The following is a 15,084-nucleotide window of genomic DNA, read 5'->3' as shown; positions in this document are numbered from 1 at the left end:
GAAATAGATTCTTTAGATAATGATCATCTGTGGTGTGAATGATTGCCGCCCGCAAGGGGCTCGCTCTGGAGGCGCCATGTCCCTCTCCGGCCTCGATCTCAATCTCGTCCTGTCCCTGCGGGCCTTGCTGGAGGAACGCAACGTCACCCGCGCCGGGCAGCGCGTCGGGCTCAGTCAGCCGGCGATGAGCGCGGCCCTGGCCCGCCTGCGCCGCCACTTCGACGACGAACTGCTCTCACGCGTCGGCAAACAGTACGAACTGACCGCCCTCGGCCGCGCTCTGCTGGACCGCACCTCGACCGCCTGCGACCTGCTGGAACGGGTCTTCAGCAGCAGGGCCGACTTCTCTCCCGGCAGTGAGGAACACGAGTTCACCCTCCTCACCTCCGACTACGCCCTCGCCGTGTTCGGCACCGAGCTCGCCCGGACCGTGCACGCCGAGGCCCCGGGGGTACGGCTGCGCTTCCAGAGGACACCCATCGATGTCACTGAGGACACGGCACCGCTGCTCAGCACGGCCGACGGGCTTCTGATGCCGCGCGGCATCATCAGCGGTTTCCCCGCCGTCGACCTGTTCACCGACCGTTGGGCCTTCCTGGTGGCCGAGACGAACGACGAGGTCGGCGACCAGCTGACCATGGACGACCTGGCACGGCTTCCCTGGGTCGTCTACCAGCGCGCCTACGACGCTCCGGCCGCCCGGCAGCTGAGCATGCTCGGTGTCGATCCCCGCGTGGAGGTCTCCGTCGACAGCTTCCAAGCACTGCCCTTCCTGGTCGCGGGCACCCGCCGGATCGCCCTGGTACAGCAGCGCCTCGCCGAGAAGCTGCGCGGCGTGGCCGCCGTACGCCTCATGGAACCGCCTTATGGGGCGGTCCCGCTCCAGGAGGCACTGTGGTGGCACCCGGTGCACACCCACGACGCGGCCCACATCTGGCTGCGCGAGACCGCGGCCCGCGTGGGAGCGGAGCTGGCCGCTTCCGAGCCCGGCCGTATCGCCACGGTCGCACCGAGATAACGGGCTCCTACGGATGCCCGGCATCCAAGGCCCGGATGATCCACATCTTCGATATCGATCGGATGAGGGCTAGGCAGGACCTGTCCGTTGACCCATAGTCGTCCCCACCCGGCACCGGAGCCACACCATCCCCCACTGCCGGGACCGCGCAGGCGCCCGGCGAGCCGGCCCGCCGCGACGCCCGGCAGTCATCGGCTCCCCACTCCGAACCTGCCACGGATACCGGACGGCCCGACCACGAGGGCCGCACCGCCCCGTCCCCCTCCCGACCCGCCACGTGGAGTTCCCGCATGCCTGCATCCGTGCCCCCGCTCCCTTCCCCGCCTCCCGCAGCTGTCGTGGACGCCCCGCCCGAGCACACCGTCTCCGGCCCCGGCCACCGGCTTCGCCTCACGCTGCTGATGGCCGGCGCCTGTCTGCCCATCCTGGGCGCCGTGCTCATCGCCCCCGTCCTGCCGCAGATGCACGCCCACTTCGCCGACGTGCCGGGCGTCGACGCGCTCGTCCCCGTGGCCCTGACCATCCCCGCCCTCTCCCTGGCGCTGCTGGCCCCCTTCGCCGGCGTCCTCGTCGACCGGATCGGCCGCAAACGCCTGCTCGTCGTCTCGACCGTGCTGTACGCGATCCTCGGCACCGCCCCCCTGTGGCTGGACTCCCTCGGCGCCATCGTCGCCAGCCGCGCCCTCGTCGGCGTCGCCGAAGCCGCCATCATGACCTGCAGTACCACGCTGATCGGCGACTACTACTCCGGTCGGCAACGCGACCGCTACCTCGCGATGCAGACGATGTGCGCCTCGATCTCCGCGACGGCCTTCTTCGTGCTGGGCGGTGCGGCCGGATCGGCCGGCTGGCGCGCGCCGTTCTGGGCCTACGCCGTGAGCCTGCTGCTCGCCCCGGCCATGGCCGCCTTCCTGCCGCGGCCCCGCCCGGCCGACCAAGCGGACGAGCCCGCCACCTCGGCCGCGGAACCGATGGCCAAACGGCCCTTCCCCTGGCGTCCGCTGGCCGGCACCTGCGCGCTGACCCTCTTCGGCGCCGTCCTCTTCTACACCGTCCAGGTGGAGATGGCGTTCCTCCTGGACGACATGGGCGTGAGCAACACCGGCGTGATCGGACTGGCCACAGCCGGCTCCAGTGCCGCGGTCGTGATCGGCGCCGTCGTCTTCGCCAAGGCCGGCCGCAGCCCGCAAGCCTGGCTGCCCACCGCCTTCGGCCTTTGCGCCCTCGGCTTCGCGGTGATCTGGCTCGCCCCCGACCCCGTCGTACTGACCGCCGGCGCGGTGATCAACTGCCTCGGCAGCGGCATCATGCTGCCGAGTCTGCTCACCCTCGCCATGTCCAAGCTCCACTACGTCGACCGCGGCCGCGGCACCGGCCTGTGGACGGGCTCCTTCTTCCTCGGCCAGTTCATCTGCCCGCTCGTGGTCCTCGCGCTCACCTCCACCGTCGGCACGCCGGCGAACGCCCTGGGCGTACTCGCCCTCGCCGGGGCCGTCGCCACCGCCGCACTCGCCCTCGCCGCCCGACGCTGCCGGAGGACGACAACCCGGGTGCGCACGCGACCACGGCCCGAGACCGCCACGTGCCCGGACATCCGCGCGGGGTGAGCACGCCTGGCCGGTGGTGTGTGCCAGGAGCGGCCGGGGTACTCGGGGGCACCCACCGTGCGGGGCACCCCGCAGGAACCCAGGCCGTCACGGCTCGACGGCTGCGGGGCACCCGGCCTCCCACACCTCTCCTGCGAGGCCTCCGATGAGCCGTCTCTTCTCGCCGCTCACCCTCCGCGGCACGACCTTCCCGAACCGGGCCTGGGTGGCCCCCATGTGCCAGTACAGCTCGGTCGACGGCTATCCGCAGGACTGGCATCTGGTCCATCTCGAAGCAGTACCAGCGTGGCCGCCCACGTCATCGCTGAAGCCGTCATCGCCGAGCACCCGGGAATTCGGCACAAGACAACGAGGTTTCCTCCGATATGAGCGATCAATGCACCAATGCCGCTTTCGCCGCGTCCCAGGGCGAGTCGATGCGGGCGCTGCTCGCGGCCGACCGTGTCGGCACGCTGCACCAGATATCCGCCCTCAGCTGTGAGTTCGAAGGGATCGTCGAGGCGAACGCACTGGTGGCCATTGACGACGAGCACGACCCGGATGGCGGGAGCACGGCCTTCGAGCGGGCGCACGTCGCCGCCCTGCTGTTCCAGGCGCGCGAGCATCTGAACGATCTCGATCGCGCCCTGGAACGGCTGGAGAGGGGCGACTACGGGCGCTGCGAGCAATGCGGTGAGCCGATCCCGACGGAGCGCCTCGAAGTTCGCCCGGCGGCGAAAACCTGCGTGCGCTGCGCGTCCGTGGCTCGTTGAAGGGTGTGCACAGTCGAGGACGTGACATGTCGTCCGGCCCCGACTCGGCGTGCGGGCAGACGCCGAGTTCCTCCGTCGGCGGCCGCTCACCATCTGACCTTCACCCGGCCTGATCAGGAGAACACACGGCCTGGCTCATCGGAGACGGTGGAGGAGTGCTCCCGGGAGCGGGCACGGAGCCTGGAACGCCGAAGGGCCGGCTCAGGAGGGAATCCCTCCTGAGCCGGCCCTTTTCTCTGCGCCCCGGCAGGATTCGAACCTGCGACACCCGCTTCAGGAGTGGGATCGAATTCCTGCCGAGGGCTGCCCGGCGCTGCCGTACGGTGCGGTTTTCCCTGGTCAGAATCGCGCGGCGAGCCGCTTGATCCGGCTCATACCGCCCCGAATCGGGCCGTCCGCTCACGCATCGCTCACGCGTCGCCGACTGCCAAGCAGTGCATGGTCAGACCTGGCCGAGGTCGACCTCCACCGGGAAAGGGGCCGCGACCTTGAGGACGCCGGTGAAGACGTCTCCGTCCCGGTAGGTCTTCGTCGCGGGGTCGAGAACGTAGGTGTACACGAGAGGAACGCCTGTCACGGCCTGCTCGATCCGCCAGTAGAAGCCGATGCCTGCCTTGGCGTACTGGTCGACCTTCACGATCCGGTCGGTGGTCTCCGAGCCTGGCGACACCACCTCCGCGACCAGCAGCACGTGCTCAGGGCGAGTGGGGGTGATGTCGATCGTGTCCGCGCGGTACACGATGACGTCCGGGCGGCGATTGGTGAGCGGGACGTCCTGAAGCCGGACGTCGAAGCCCGTGTCCGCGTTCCACTCAGGGCCCGCGGCGGCATCCAGGGCGTTCGCCAGAATCCGAGCGAGCCGGTTGTGCCGCTTGGACGCGCTCGGACTCACGACGACCATCCCGTCCACGACCTCGATACCGGCGCACTGCTCCTCGGACCAGGAGTCGTACTCCTCCGCCGTGATCTGCTCATGCATCCATGCCGGGGCCACCATATCGGCCGTCATGAAGCACCTCCCGGACACTGTGCTGCGGGCCCGATCCCGCTGGATTCAGCGTACTGTCCGCCGTCCTTCCGGCACGCTGATCTCACTCACGCCCCCTCTCGTCGGCCGACATCCGACCAGCAAGCCCACGACATGTGGGAAACCGGTGCGGTGGACTCGTCGCCAGAGGATCGGAACACGGCCGGCGGCACCACTGACCTGGCGGCCAGACCGGTGAGCGCTGAACCACCCGGCGACGTGACCGTCGCGAGACCCTCGGCCGCAGAGCAACATGATTTCGGCGATGCTGCTACTGGAGGAAGCGGGTCAGGAAGCCGAACCGTCGAGGTCGAGGCGGATCACGGCGAGCGCCTCGGCGATCTCGACGGTCCTCTCGTCCGCCGGGCCGAACACCAAAAACACCACTCCGTGGTTCTGCAGTGTTCACGGGGCTTCCCGACCTCATGTGTGCTGGATCCGTTCCGTCGGGGGCGGGGCGAGAGGGCGGGCGATCTTGCAGACGTCAGTGCGCGTGGCGCCAGGAGTAGCGTGAGAGCTGCGGGGCGGAGTCCCGTCGTCGCACCGGCCCTACAGACGGGTGGTCGTCATGACCAGCTCGGATACACCACCTGTTCCCCGGCGTCTGCCCAGTGGCGTCCACGAGGCCGTGCGACCGGGATCTGCGCTTCTCAGGCTGGAGACGACCGAATCACGCAAAGGCGTCCTCGACGGCGCGTGGTGGCCGCGCTCGCGCGACATCGGCGCCGAGCTGCCCGCCCTGTTGAGTGCCCTCGTCGCCCACCTCGGCCCCGTGACCCGTGTGGGGCTGGATGCCGCCGCCTGGGAGGGTCTCCCGACGCGTGTCGTCGTGGACGACCACGTGGTGCACGTCGACTCCTTCCCGGTCGGTGACGACACGGTCCTGATCACCCGGGGCGACCGGGACATCTTCTCGCTGCTGGTCGTCCCGCCCGACGCGGCACCGGATGCCGCCCGTGCCGCGATGGCCCAGGCGGTCCGGGCGGACAACGTCAGCGACGCGGAACAGATCCTCATCGACACCGGGAGCGGGCGTGGTCCTGTGGGCTGACGGGGCGACGCGGGGCACGACCGGCGTACGGCTCGACCGGCGCACCAGCGCCCCCCGTCCGGCGGCCCGTTCCCTGGGGCGCTTCTGTCGACGTCAGGCCCGCTGAGGGCGCGCCCCTCCCGGCCTCATCGGGTAGAGCAGACCGTCGGAGCCCGTGTCCATGAGCAGTCGTTCGGTCTGCGGGGAGGGGTGATGCAGCAGCAGGAACGCCTGGGCCTCGGCGGCATGTTCCGACACGTCGGGGAAGACGCGCAGGCCGTTGTCGTCACAGCGGTCGACGGTGGTCAGATCGACGTCGATGAGGGTGATGCCGTCCCGCAGACACTGCTCCAGAGCGGCGCGCACCCGGGGTGCGGTGACGGGGTCGATCACACCGGCCAGGGGGCCAGAGTGACCAGGGCCCGCGCGCCCCGGTCGTGCCGGTAGATCGCCGCCAGTTCACTCAGCAGGTCCCGCGACCGCGGCCACCAGGCTCCGTCCAACAGCCCGCGGGAGGCGCCGTCGGTCTTCAGCGCGAGACGCGCGGCCGGGGCTGCGACGGGGTCGCGGTGCGGCAGGGTGGGATTACAAGGTCGCCGACATGGCGCGCACCTGTCCTCGGGCCACCTGTGCCGTGGCCCGGATGTCATCCTTCGCCGGGGACGACCCGGCGTGGAAGCCGGTGTGCGAGATGCCCTCGGTACTGCCCACACCACTCCGCGTTCACCGACGGCGAGGGGGGTAGCGGTCGCACGGATGTGCGGTATCTGCCGTCGCGCAACGGTGACGGACGGCGGGGACGAGAGGTCAGCCGCGCCACTCCACCATCAGCAGCGTCGCGTCGTCGCTGGTCTGTCCGCCCCGCGCCCGCTTGAGTGTGTGGGACAGGGAGCGCGTCACCGCCCGGATGCCGCGGCCGGTCCTCTCCAGATGGTTCACGCAGTCGATCAGCTGGTCCTCCCCGAACTCCTCCCCGCCGCTCTTGTGCTCCTCGACCACTCCGTCGGTGAAGCAGAGGACGCGGTCCCCGGGCACCAGCCCCAGCTCGCTCACCCGAGGCTCCGAACCGCCCAGGCCGACAGGAAGGGTCGTCGGGACGACCAGACGCTGTGCCACGCGGTGGTCGCGGACGAGGATCGGCGGCGGGTGCCCGGCGTTGACCCACTGCACCCGTCCCGTCGTCGTGTCCAGCTGCAGCATCTGCGCGGTGACGAAATGCTCGGGACCGAACTGCTCGGCCACGGCGCGGTCCATGAACGCGTAGATCTCCGACAGTCCGATGCCGGCGCGGCGGGCGTGGCGGTAGGCGCCGATGGCCACGGTGGCCATCGTGGCCGCGTCCAGTCCGTGCCCCATCGCGTCGATCATGACCACGTGGAGGACGTCGCCGTTCAGCGCGTAGTCGAAGCTGTCGCCGCCCACGTCGTAGGCGGGTTCCAGGATCCCGGCGACGGCGACCCGGGGCATGATCATGGCCAGCGGTGGCAGCAGGGACCACTGGATCTCCGCGGCGACGCTCATCCCCTCATCGCGTCGGACGTCGAAGAACAGGTCGGAATAGCCGTGCTTGGTCACCAGAAGGTCGGCCACCAGGCCGGAGATTCTGAGCAGCAGGCGGCGGTCGTCGTCATCGACGCTGTCCAGCGTCACCGCCATGACCCCCACCTGGTCACCGCCGTCCAGCAGGGGCAGATGGACCCGGACGCCGTCCTCCTCGGGCACCTCCACGGGAACCGCGTCGAGAAAGCAGCGGCCCGCCTCGGAGTCGTCGATCACATGCGGTTCCCCGCCGGTGAGTCCACCACCGGGCAGCGGTACGAGCACCGACTGGCCGTAGTCCTGCAACAGCACCTGCGGACGGCGGCCACCGAGCCGCTCCACCACGTCGGCGACCAAGGGCCCGATGAGATGGGGTGGGAGTTCGTGCGCGCTGTCGAGGATCTTTCCGAGGAGCGCTTCCCCGAAGCTTTCGGACCGGTCCTGGCGCCGTCCTGCTGTCATCCCCTCACCTTCCGCGGTCACGCTTCGGGCGGGGGCGGGCCCGTATGACAACGGGTCTGTCGGTGCCATGGCTCCATCATGCGGTCGTGGATGCCCGGCCCGCCGGTCGGGCGGAGCCGGCCGGGCTGCTCACCTGGGTCCGGCTCCTCCTTCCGACTCCCATGTGTCCTGTCCGTCGAGGCCGCTCTCGGCGAGTGCCAGCAGGCGCGGAGCCGACAGTGGGTTCGCGGGGTCGGCGGCAGCGGTCAGCAGCCGGGTGGCCACTCGGGCCGGCTCGTCCGGGGGGATCACCAGCAGTTCCCAGCGCCCCACGGTGCCGCAGTCCACGGTGATGGCATGCGCCTCGGCGGCGGAATCGGTCAGCACCACCTCGATCACGTGGCCGGGTGCCATCACCTCCTGCGGGGCATCGGGCCAAGCGGCCGTCCCCACGGTCACGCGGGTGATGGTGCCGATGCCCGGATCCAAGGAGCCGACCAGCACGGGCAGCTCCAGTTCCAGTGCGTCGCAGCGCGGCCACCATGCGCCGTCCAGCGGGCCATGGCTGACGTCCGGCGTGAGGCGCAGCCGGGGCAAGGGCATGCGGTAGGAGTGTCCGTCACCTGGCGCCGCACCTTCGGCGGGCTCTGTGGTGGTGTTCATCGTGCGATTCCGTTCCGGGCGGTTCCCGGCTGCCCGTGTCTGTCACTCGCCGGGAACGGCGCCGTCGTCATCGTGCGCCCGGAAGTTCTCGGTATGTCTCAGATTACTCCCGGCTGTGCCAGGCGGTGTGGCGCGAAGCCATCGCACTGCCGCATCACCGGCGTGCCAAGGGCTGTCCTTCGGCGGACAAGGTCAGCACGCAGGGGGCGACGGCGCCGTGCAGCCCCACGACCTCACCCATGTTCTGCCAGCCCCAGGACGAGAAGGCGGCTTGTCCTGCCTGGTCGCCAGGATGCAGCAGGGTGACCCCGAGGGAGGAGTGCAGGTCTGTGAGCAGACGCTGTTGCAGTCGGCGGGCGATATCGCGGTGCTGTGCGTGCGGATGGGCCACGACCTGGGTGAGGACGACGAACCGTGTCCGGGAAGTGAGCCGCTGGATGATCTCCTGGAGTGTTCCGCCGCCCTGCCGGCCGTCGGAGCCGTCAGAGCCCGCCGGAGAACCGAAGGCGCAACCGACCAGCACCGTCGTCTCGGCGACCAGCAGGGCGAAGCCGGGGCGGTGGGCGGTGACCGCCAAGCAGTGCAGGAAGTCTCCGCGGTCGTGGTATGCCTCTCCGGCGGTGCCCGCGACGGACTCCGCAGCCAGGTCGGCGATGTCCTCGCGCATGTCTTCTGCCTGCCGGCGGGTCAGCCGGCGAAGGCGGATACCGTCCCTGAGGACCGGCTGGTCCGGCCGACGGGCCAGGTCCTCTGGCGCCCGCGTCGCGGTACTCATGAGGTCGCCGGATGCGGTGGGCGGCACGGGACTCACGGGGGCCGTAAGGAGCAGCGAAGTCGATCCGGTGGCATCGAGGAGCCGGGCGATCTGAGCGCACGGATGGTGCAGCCGCAGGCGAGCGTGGACCCGGCCGGCGCGCCGTGCTGCCGACAGGAGGACGTCCAAGCCCCTGGCGTCGCAGGAGCCGACCGTGGTCAGGTCGATGTCGATCTCGGTGACGCCGTCCAGCAGACACTGCTCCACTGCGGCCCGCAGCAGCGGCGTCGTGGTCGGTCCGATGTCGCCGGCAAGCGTGACGAGCGTTCGCTCTCCTCGGTTCCGCCGGTGGATGTCCAGCCGGGACAGGGCCATCACGTCTCTCCTCGGCGGGGCTGTGGACCTGCGGGGGCGCTCAGCGCGGCTCCTGCCGTGATCAGCTCGCTGAGTTGCTTCGATCGCGGCGGACATGGTGCCGACCCGTCTCCGCGCCGACCACGGGGGCGGCCCGGATTCACTCGTCTCTCGCCGAGGACGACCCGGCGTGGGGGCCGGAGTGCGTGATGCCCTCGGTACTTCAACCGTACGTCGGCCGCAACCGGAAGCGGCTGCGTCGAAGACGCGCACCTCACATAGCCGAGGGCCTGCGGGGTAAGGGCAGGGGCCCCGCCCCCTGCCCTGTCTCCGCAGGTGCCACAGGATGTGCGCCGGCTCTGGACCAGTACCGGCCGCAGCGCAGTCCCCTGACCACGGCACAGCGCTGCCTCCCGCGATCGAAGCGGGTCAACCGCGGGCCGAGGGCCCGCGGTTGACGTGGGTGCTTTCAGGCCTTGGTCGTAGTCCATGCGCTGCAAGAGCTGTCAATGACATGCTTGTTGTGCCACTCGCCGGCGCAGACCCGCAGCTCGAGGATGTATCCCTCGTTGAAGTCCTTGTTCTTGTATCGGTACGTCTGGAAGCCAGCGGTGTTCCAGATGGTTCCCTGTCGAACAGTCGCCTGGCTCTCGGGGTAGACGAGGCGCCAGGCAGCAAGGGTCGCGTGCCCGTCCTTCTTCTCGTCGACGATCTCGAACCAGTCCCCGACCTCGCGGAAGCAGGCCTTGCCCACGGAGTTATGGGCGCACGCCATGGCGGACGGAACACTGCCGTCAAACGTCGTGGTGCCGGCCTTCTCGACACTGAAGATGACGGCCGAGGCGTTGCCGATCGTGAGCAAGGTCGCGGCGGCGATACCGCCGAGAACAGTGGCTATTCGTGCTTTAAGCAAGGTAGTTGCTTTCTTTGACGATCATTCAGTTAGACGCTGTGAGTGTAAGGCTGCCCGGCGTCTTCTGCACCAGGCAGCGCTCCCGTACCCGCCAGCCCCACGATTCTCCAGACCACTTACCACCTACTCGCCGGGCGGCACGCGTGCCCCACCCCAGTCGGCCAGGGCTGGTTGTAGGCAAGCGGCCAGCCGGCGAAGCCGCCGTCTTCGGTCTGGTAGACCAACTCCACGTACTCCTCACCCAGGAGATCCTTGACGTCCTCTGTGGGCTCGCTGGGCAGCAGCACAGCAACGCGCAGTTCCTTGCGGCCGGGGATGTGCCGGCGGCAGTCCGCCAACTGCCCGGTCGCCATCCGCACATTGGCCCGCGTCGTCCGCCCCTTCGTCTCATACAGCGCATGATCCGTCGCGTCGTACAAGTCGGGAGTCAGCGCCCCGGGCTCACCCTTGATGGTGATCTGAAAGCTGTGCGTCTTGTGGCCCGCCGCGGCCAGATGAGCAATGAACGCATTGGAGGGCGACCGCGCGTACGCCGAAGAACTGCGGCTGTCGCTCGGCGCGCCAGACACGACCCATGCCCCACTCTCGGACCAAGGTTGTGAGCGGCCAGGCGGAAACCCGTAGCCTGGGAGCAGCAGCAGTACGCAGCCCGATGCACGCGGAGGGGATGCCGATGACCACAGCTCCGAGCGGAGACGCTCACCCGCCGCGCCCGTCGTCGCATCCGCTGCGGACCATCCGTGACATCCGGGAGTCCCTGCCGGAGGACCAGCGTCGGCATTTCGACGCGGAGCTCGCCGACACGGAGATCGAGGCTCTGCCCGAGATGTTGCACCGCTGGGTTACGTTGAGTAACGACGGCTTCGAGGAATTCCTGCTCTCCCGGCCCTTCGAGGGGCTGGAGTTCGGCGCCCGTTCCTACGATGCGCAGACGGACGCCGAGTGATCTACCTGCTCGACACCAATGTCGTTGCCGAGCTCACGGCCCGGGCGAAGCCCGACCCGCGCGTCCTGGCCTGGTTCCGGTCCACGGCCCGCCCCAACCGCTTCCTGAGCGTCATCACCGTGGCTGAGATCGAGGCAGGCGTTGCCGCCGCCCCGGATCCCGTAAGGCAAGCCCGCTACGCACAAGCCCTCGCTGCGCTACGGCACGAATTCCGTGACCGCATCGCACCGATCGGCGAATCGGAAGCCGCTGCCTACCTCACCATCCACAAGACGCTCAAGGCCGTCGGCACCAGCATCGACCCACCGGACGCCCTGATCGCCGCCACCGCCCTGGCCAACGGCTGGACGGTGGCCACACGCAACATCAAGCACGTGGCCCGAACCGGGGCTCTGGTGGTCAATCCGTGGGAGCAGCAACTGTAGGTGGCCGCGGCGTCGGTGCCGTATGTGTGCTGCAACCGCAGGGGCCCTCCCCTCCGCTGGATGGAAGGGCCCCTGACCTGATGTTTCTTCGTGCCCCCGGCAGGATTCGAACCTGCGACACCCGCTTTAGGAGAGAGGCTGAGCCGTAGGACCGGTGACCTGCGGCTTTGCTGGCGGAGTCAGCGGGCACGAGTGCGTCCGTCAGCCACCCTGGTTGACCGTGGCTGACCCTCGCATCTGGCACGGCTGTGGCACGCGCCTCCTTCGTAGAGGCGTGCGCGGTCAGCGTCCTTCGCGTTCGTAGCGTTCCACCCGACGCGCCAACTTGGCGCGATACCTCTCAGGTGCGTGGAAAGCCTGAGAGCGACGGACCATGTCCTCGGCCCTGAGGCTTTCTGCATAGGCCTGGAGCGCGGGTATCCGGAGGAGGACAGCGCGCTGCGCTTCGGCTTCCTCGACAATCCCCAGCGGCGTGCTGGCGTTGCGTTCATGGTTGCAGCCCCAATGAGTGAGCCGCACATTGTCGCGAGTGTCAGCGCCGCCGGCCGCGATAGTGCGGACGTGGTCGATGCTCGGCGACCGAGGGTCTGGATGCTGATAGGCCTGGTCCACTGGATCTTGGCATAGGCCACAGATCCAACCGTCCCGTTCACCGATCTCTAGCGCTGTGTAGCGTTCGATGCTCCCATTGCTCCGCATGCGCTCGCGGCGGCGCCGGTCCTGGGAGCGCTTGGCTTCGCTGCGCCGAGGCGTGGGCAGGTCTGCGTTGCTCACCCGTGCCTCCTTCTATGCGCTGACGGGCAAGGCTCTTGCCCGCTCCCGAGCTTTGGCGCGCACTTCCTTGAGGCGGTCGTGAAAGCCGTTGTGGCGGTTCTGGTCGAGGTTCAGGGGAAGGTCAATCTGAGCGATGAGCTCCGACTCCAACGTCCACGGTTCGTCGTGTTCCAGCCAGCACACTTGCGCGTGGTCGGCCATCCATCGGCTGAGGCTGGCTTCTCCGCTCTTACAGAACGTCAGGCGGTTCCCGCTACCTACTCGGCGTAGCTCGAGCCCGAGCAGGCAGCCAAGGGTGAGCCGCAGAGTTGATCCAGCCGCGTTCCCCCGGTAGTGGTACCGGACGCGCTTCCTCAGGTTCTGCGTGCTGGTCCGGTTGGACATGTGGCGCGGAGCTATGCCGACGTAGAGCAGTCGTTCGGGGGCCAAGTCGGGGTGAGGTGGCTCCTTGAAGTGCCACCCGTAGACTCCGGTCGCTGCTGGTATAGGGCATTGCCGCACCAAGACCTCTCGCGCCGACCACAGCCGTGCAGGATTGGTGAGGGCGGTCGCGTCCACGGAACCTCCAGCGCTGGAAAGTGCACTAGGCGCAGGCTACTTGGCGACAACGACATGAGACGTCCGCGGCATGCGCGCCACCCGGCTCCGACAACAGGAGACACTCAGCTTGGGAAGCTGCGATCATTTGAGGTTCGTTGGGGTGCTGACCTGCGCGAACGGCCGGTGAGTGGTGCTTTCGGCCCTGGTTGCTTTCACCGTGATTCCCCGCTGGTCCCCGCTGGATCTGGTGCGCTTGTGGTGCGCGCCGTCATCGTTCAGTTCTCGGCGCTGCCTATCGCTTCTGCGCTCGGTAGCGCTTCATCAGCGCGGTGATCCGCGTTTGGTCCGCCTGCCCATTGAGCTCAGCCAGGAGATCATCAGGGCAGAACTCGTAGAGATCGCCCCACCAACGACGGCCTCGGTTGTCCCAGATCCGGTACCCACCCGGCACGCCCCTGGCGACGTAGCGTCTTCTGCTCACTGTCCCTCTTCTCCCCGTACAGTTCGCGTCGTCGTTCAACCTTGTTCCCGGCGCAGACCATACGGAGGCGTGGACCGTCCCGGCGAGGCGGTATGCGGCACTAAGTGGTCGACTCCGGAAGTCCTTCGGGGGTTGACGCGATTGGCGTGGCCGTGTGGGGCACCGGCAGGCTGGGCAGCGACCTGGGGCGCTGCCCAGCGCTGATGAGGGGGCATGTGGGCTCGGCCCCCGCGTCTGGGGTGATCCCTTTCCGCCCGGGCGGGGCGCGTGGGGCTGACCTTGTGGTCGACGCTTTCGGCGTGTTGTCAGGCGACGCGGAGGATGCTCTTGCCGTGGGTGGCACCCTCGGCGAGCCGTTGCACGGCGGTGGCCAGGTCTGTCAGGTCGTATTCGGCGGTGATGTCCACGCGCACCTTGCGGTCTGCGACGAGACCGAGTGCACGGCGGGCGCTGCCGGCGAGGCGCTCGGGGTGGGTCTGGCTGAGCAGGTTGCTGTTGTACGTCATGAGTGACTTGCCGTGCATGAGCAGGTCGTTGGTGTCGGCCAGGACGGGTTCGTAGGTGCTGAGGTTGCCGAACACCGCGAGTCGGCCGTGCGCCGCTAGCTGCTCCAGGCCGACGCGGCGGGTCCCACCGCCGACCGGGTCGAGAATCACGTCGAAGCGTTCGGTGCCGAGCTTGGCCGGGAACTCTTCGCGCAGCAGGACCTGGTCGTAGCCGAACTGGGCGGCGTAGTCGGCCCTGGCGGTACTGCCGGCGACACCGACGATCCGGCCGGCCCCGGCCAACCGGGCGAACTGGGCGGCGAGCGTGCCGACTGAGCCGGCCGCGGCGTGGATCAGCACGCTCTCGCCCGGCCGCACCTGCGCGGTGGTGTTGATCAGGTCGTAAGCGGTCGGGGCGCCCCAGCCGAGACCTGCGGCCGTCCGAAGCGGCAGGTCGCCGATGTCCAGGCTGAGCGCGGTGGATGCCAGGACCACCTCGGCATAGGCGCCTGCCGTGGTCAGCGCGGCAACGGGCGCACCGACACGGCTTGCGTCGACGCCCTCGCCGACCGCGGCGATGTGCCCGGACGCCTCGAAGCCGGGGACGAAGGGGCGCGGCATGGGGAAGTGGCCGTCCCGGACCATGGTGTCCCCCCACTGGATCCCGGCGTAGGCGACGCGGATCGCCACCTCGCCGGGGCCGGGGGTGGGCTCATCGAGTTCGGCGACCCGGTAGTGGTCCTCGGTGTCGAGGAGGACAGCCTTCATGGTTACAGCCCCTTGTGTTGACTCAGTAACCTGACAGTCGAGGACAGTATGCATATAAGGTTCCTGAGTCAACCCATGAACCTGTCAATGGAGTGGGAGTGCATGGTGGAAGCCCCGGTCGAGGAGTCCCTCTGTACCCGGATCAGGCGGTCGGAGCAGGCGTTGATGGCGCACCACGAGGCGGTGCTGCGCGCCTACGGGCTCACCATGACGCAGTACACCGTGCTGCTGGCCCTCTCGCGCGAAGGCGGCATGTCCGGTGCCCAACTGGCCCGCTCCTGCGGGGTGACGCAGCAGAGTATGAGCAGCGTGCTGACCAATATGGAGACCAAGGAACTCATCCGCCGCGAGGCGTCCCCGGTGCATGCCAAGGTGCAAATCGCCACCCTGACCGATGAGGGGCAGGCGCTCCTTGGCCGCGCCTACCAGGAGGTGATCATCCTTGAGCGCGCACTCACCGACGCGTTCACGCCCTCCGAACACGCCGCGCTCTGCGAACTCCTGGAACGAGCCACTACCGTCCTGATCCAGCAGACGCGCCACGCAGCAGCACCACCCGCCGCCTGA

At 68.9% G+C, this 15,084-nt stretch carries 18 protein-coding genes and 1 pseudogene; 7 read left to right on the top strand and 12 right to left on the bottom strand.

Annotated features, from left to right (window positions below):
- Window positions 1-76 precede the first annotated feature (76 nt).
- From ACIOC0_RS14110 to ACIOC0_RS14100, 3 genes are all read left to right on the top strand, one after another.
- Window positions 77-1,018 carry a LysR family transcriptional regulator gene (locus ACIOC0_RS14110; RefSeq protein WP_402155277.1) on the top strand — a complete coding sequence of 314 codons (942 nt, stop codon included), beginning with the start codon at window positions 77-79 and terminating at the stop codon, window positions 1,016-1,018.
- Between the two features lie 290 nt (window positions 1,019-1,308).
- A complete protein-coding gene (locus ACIOC0_RS14105) occupies window positions 1,309-2,625 on the top strand; it encodes an MFS transporter (RefSeq protein ID WP_402155276.1) in 1,317 nt (438 codons plus the stop codon).
- Between the two features lie 365 nt (window positions 2,626-2,990).
- The gene (locus ACIOC0_RS14100; protein WP_402155275.1) at window positions 2,991-3,377 is read left to right on the top strand and encodes a TraR/DksA family transcriptional regulator; all 387 of its coding nucleotides are present in this window, start codon (window positions 2,991-2,993) and stop codon (window positions 3,375-3,377) included.
- A 442-nt stretch (window positions 3,378-3,819) separates the two neighbouring features.
- On the opposite strand, the gene ACIOC0_RS14095 is transcribed toward ACIOC0_RS14100, so the two are convergent.
- Window positions 3,820-4,386 carry a Uma2 family endonuclease gene (locus ACIOC0_RS14095; RefSeq protein ID WP_402155274.1) on the bottom strand — a complete coding sequence of 189 codons (567 nt, stop codon included), beginning with the start codon at window positions 4,384-4,386 and terminating at the stop codon, window positions 3,820-3,822.
- Between the two features lie 586 nt (window positions 4,387-4,972).
- Between ACIOC0_RS14095 and ACIOC0_RS14090 the strand changes: the two genes are divergently transcribed.
- Window positions 4,973-5,455, top strand: coding sequence for a DUF5994 family protein (locus tag ACIOC0_RS14090; RefSeq protein ID WP_402155273.1), 483 nt, complete (start codon window positions 4,973-4,975; stop codon window positions 5,453-5,455).
- A 93-nt stretch (window positions 5,456-5,548) separates the two neighbouring features.
- Here ACIOC0_RS14090 and ACIOC0_RS14085 read toward each other — a convergent pair whose 3' ends face one another.
- From ACIOC0_RS14085 to ACIOC0_RS14055, 7 genes and pseudogenes are all read right to left on the bottom strand, one after another.
- Window positions 5,549-5,827 (bottom strand): STAS domain-containing protein, encoded by a 279-nt coding sequence (locus ACIOC0_RS14085; protein ID WP_402155272.1) that lies wholly within the window; start codon window positions 5,825-5,827, stop codon window positions 5,549-5,551.
- A 58-nt stretch (window positions 5,828-5,885) separates the two neighbouring features.
- A pseudogene (locus ACIOC0_RS14080) lies at window positions 5,886-6,145 on the bottom strand (DUF5994 family protein); the annotation flags it as partial.
- Window positions 6,146-6,241: 96 nt separating this feature from the next.
- Window positions 6,242-7,435, bottom strand: coding sequence for a PP2C family protein-serine/threonine phosphatase (locus tag ACIOC0_RS14075; RefSeq protein ID WP_402155271.1), 1,194 nt, complete (start codon window positions 7,433-7,435; stop codon window positions 6,242-6,244).
- Between the two features lie 129 nt (window positions 7,436-7,564).
- Window positions 7,565-8,077 (bottom strand): DUF5994 family protein, encoded by a 513-nt coding sequence (locus ACIOC0_RS14070; protein ID WP_402155270.1) that lies wholly within the window; start codon window positions 8,075-8,077, stop codon window positions 7,565-7,567.
- Between the two features lie 154 nt (window positions 8,078-8,231).
- Window positions 8,232-9,206, bottom strand: a complete 975-nt coding sequence (locus ACIOC0_RS14065) for an STAS domain-containing protein (RefSeq protein WP_402155269.1) — start codon at window positions 9,204-9,206, stop codon at window positions 8,232-8,234.
- A gap of 448 nt (window positions 9,207-9,654) precedes the next feature.
- Window positions 9,655-10,098: a hypothetical protein gene (locus ACIOC0_RS14060; protein ID WP_402155268.1), complete on the bottom strand. Its 444-nt coding sequence runs from the start codon at window positions 10,096-10,098 to the stop codon at window positions 9,655-9,657.
- A gap of 116 nt (window positions 10,099-10,214) precedes the next feature.
- Entirely contained in the window at window positions 10,215-10,667 is a 453-nt protein-coding gene (locus ACIOC0_RS14055) for a hypothetical protein (protein ID WP_402155267.1), read from the bottom strand.
- Between the two features lie 104 nt (window positions 10,668-10,771).
- Between ACIOC0_RS14055 and ACIOC0_RS14050 the strand changes: the two genes are divergently transcribed.
- Complete coding sequence (locus tag ACIOC0_RS14050; RefSeq protein ID WP_133928855.1) at window positions 10,772-11,044, top strand: hypothetical protein; 273 nt, start codon at window positions 10,772-10,774, stop codon at window positions 11,042-11,044.
- Window positions 11,041-11,469, top strand: coding sequence for a type II toxin-antitoxin system VapC family toxin (locus tag ACIOC0_RS14045; protein WP_402155266.1), 429 nt, complete (start codon window positions 11,041-11,043; stop codon window positions 11,467-11,469). Before ACIOC0_RS14050 ends, ACIOC0_RS14045 begins: the two co-directional genes overlap by 4 nt.
- Before the next feature lie 282 nt (window positions 11,470-11,751).
- Here the strand turns inward: ACIOC0_RS14045 and ACIOC0_RS14040 are convergent, their stop codons facing one another.
- The 4 genes from ACIOC0_RS14040 to ACIOC0_RS14025 all read right to left on the bottom strand — a co-directional run bounded on the left by ACIOC0_RS14040 (window position 11,752) and on the right by ACIOC0_RS14025 (window position 14,517).
- Window positions 11,752-12,243 carry an HNH endonuclease gene (locus ACIOC0_RS14040; protein WP_402155265.1) on the bottom strand — a complete coding sequence of 164 codons (492 nt, stop codon included), beginning with the start codon at window positions 12,241-12,243 and terminating at the stop codon, window positions 11,752-11,754.
- A gap of 12 nt (window positions 12,244-12,255) precedes the next feature.
- Window positions 12,256-12,627, bottom strand: a complete 372-nt coding sequence (locus ACIOC0_RS14035) for a GIY-YIG nuclease family protein (RefSeq protein ID WP_402155510.1) — start codon at window positions 12,625-12,627, stop codon at window positions 12,256-12,258.
- A 448-nt stretch (window positions 12,628-13,075) separates the two neighbouring features.
- Window positions 13,076-13,264, bottom strand: a complete 189-nt coding sequence (locus ACIOC0_RS14030) for a hypothetical protein (protein ID WP_133924458.1) — start codon at window positions 13,262-13,264, stop codon at window positions 13,076-13,078.
- 305 nt (window positions 13,265-13,569) lie between these two features.
- The gene (locus tag ACIOC0_RS14025) at window positions 13,570-14,517 is read right to left on the bottom strand and encodes a zinc-binding alcohol dehydrogenase family protein (RefSeq protein WP_402155264.1); all 948 of its coding nucleotides are present in this window, start codon (window positions 14,515-14,517) and stop codon (window positions 13,570-13,572) included.
- 102 nt (window positions 14,518-14,619) lie between these two features.
- Here ACIOC0_RS14025 and ACIOC0_RS14020 point away from each other — a divergent pair, with 102 nt between their 5' ends.
- Window positions 14,620-15,084 carry a MarR family winged helix-turn-helix transcriptional regulator gene (locus ACIOC0_RS14020; RefSeq protein WP_402155263.1) on the top strand — a complete coding sequence of 155 codons (465 nt, stop codon included), beginning with the start codon at window positions 14,620-14,622 and terminating at the stop codon, window positions 15,082-15,084.

Origin of the sequence: Streptomyces sp. NPDC088254, from assembly GCF_044740925.1 — a bacterium.
Classification (GTDB): Bacteria; Actinomycetota; Actinomycetes; order Streptomycetales; family Streptomycetaceae; genus Streptomyces.
The sequence above is the reverse complement of the archived record's forward strand: the minus strand, read 5'-3'. Positions and strand labels throughout refer to the sequence as shown.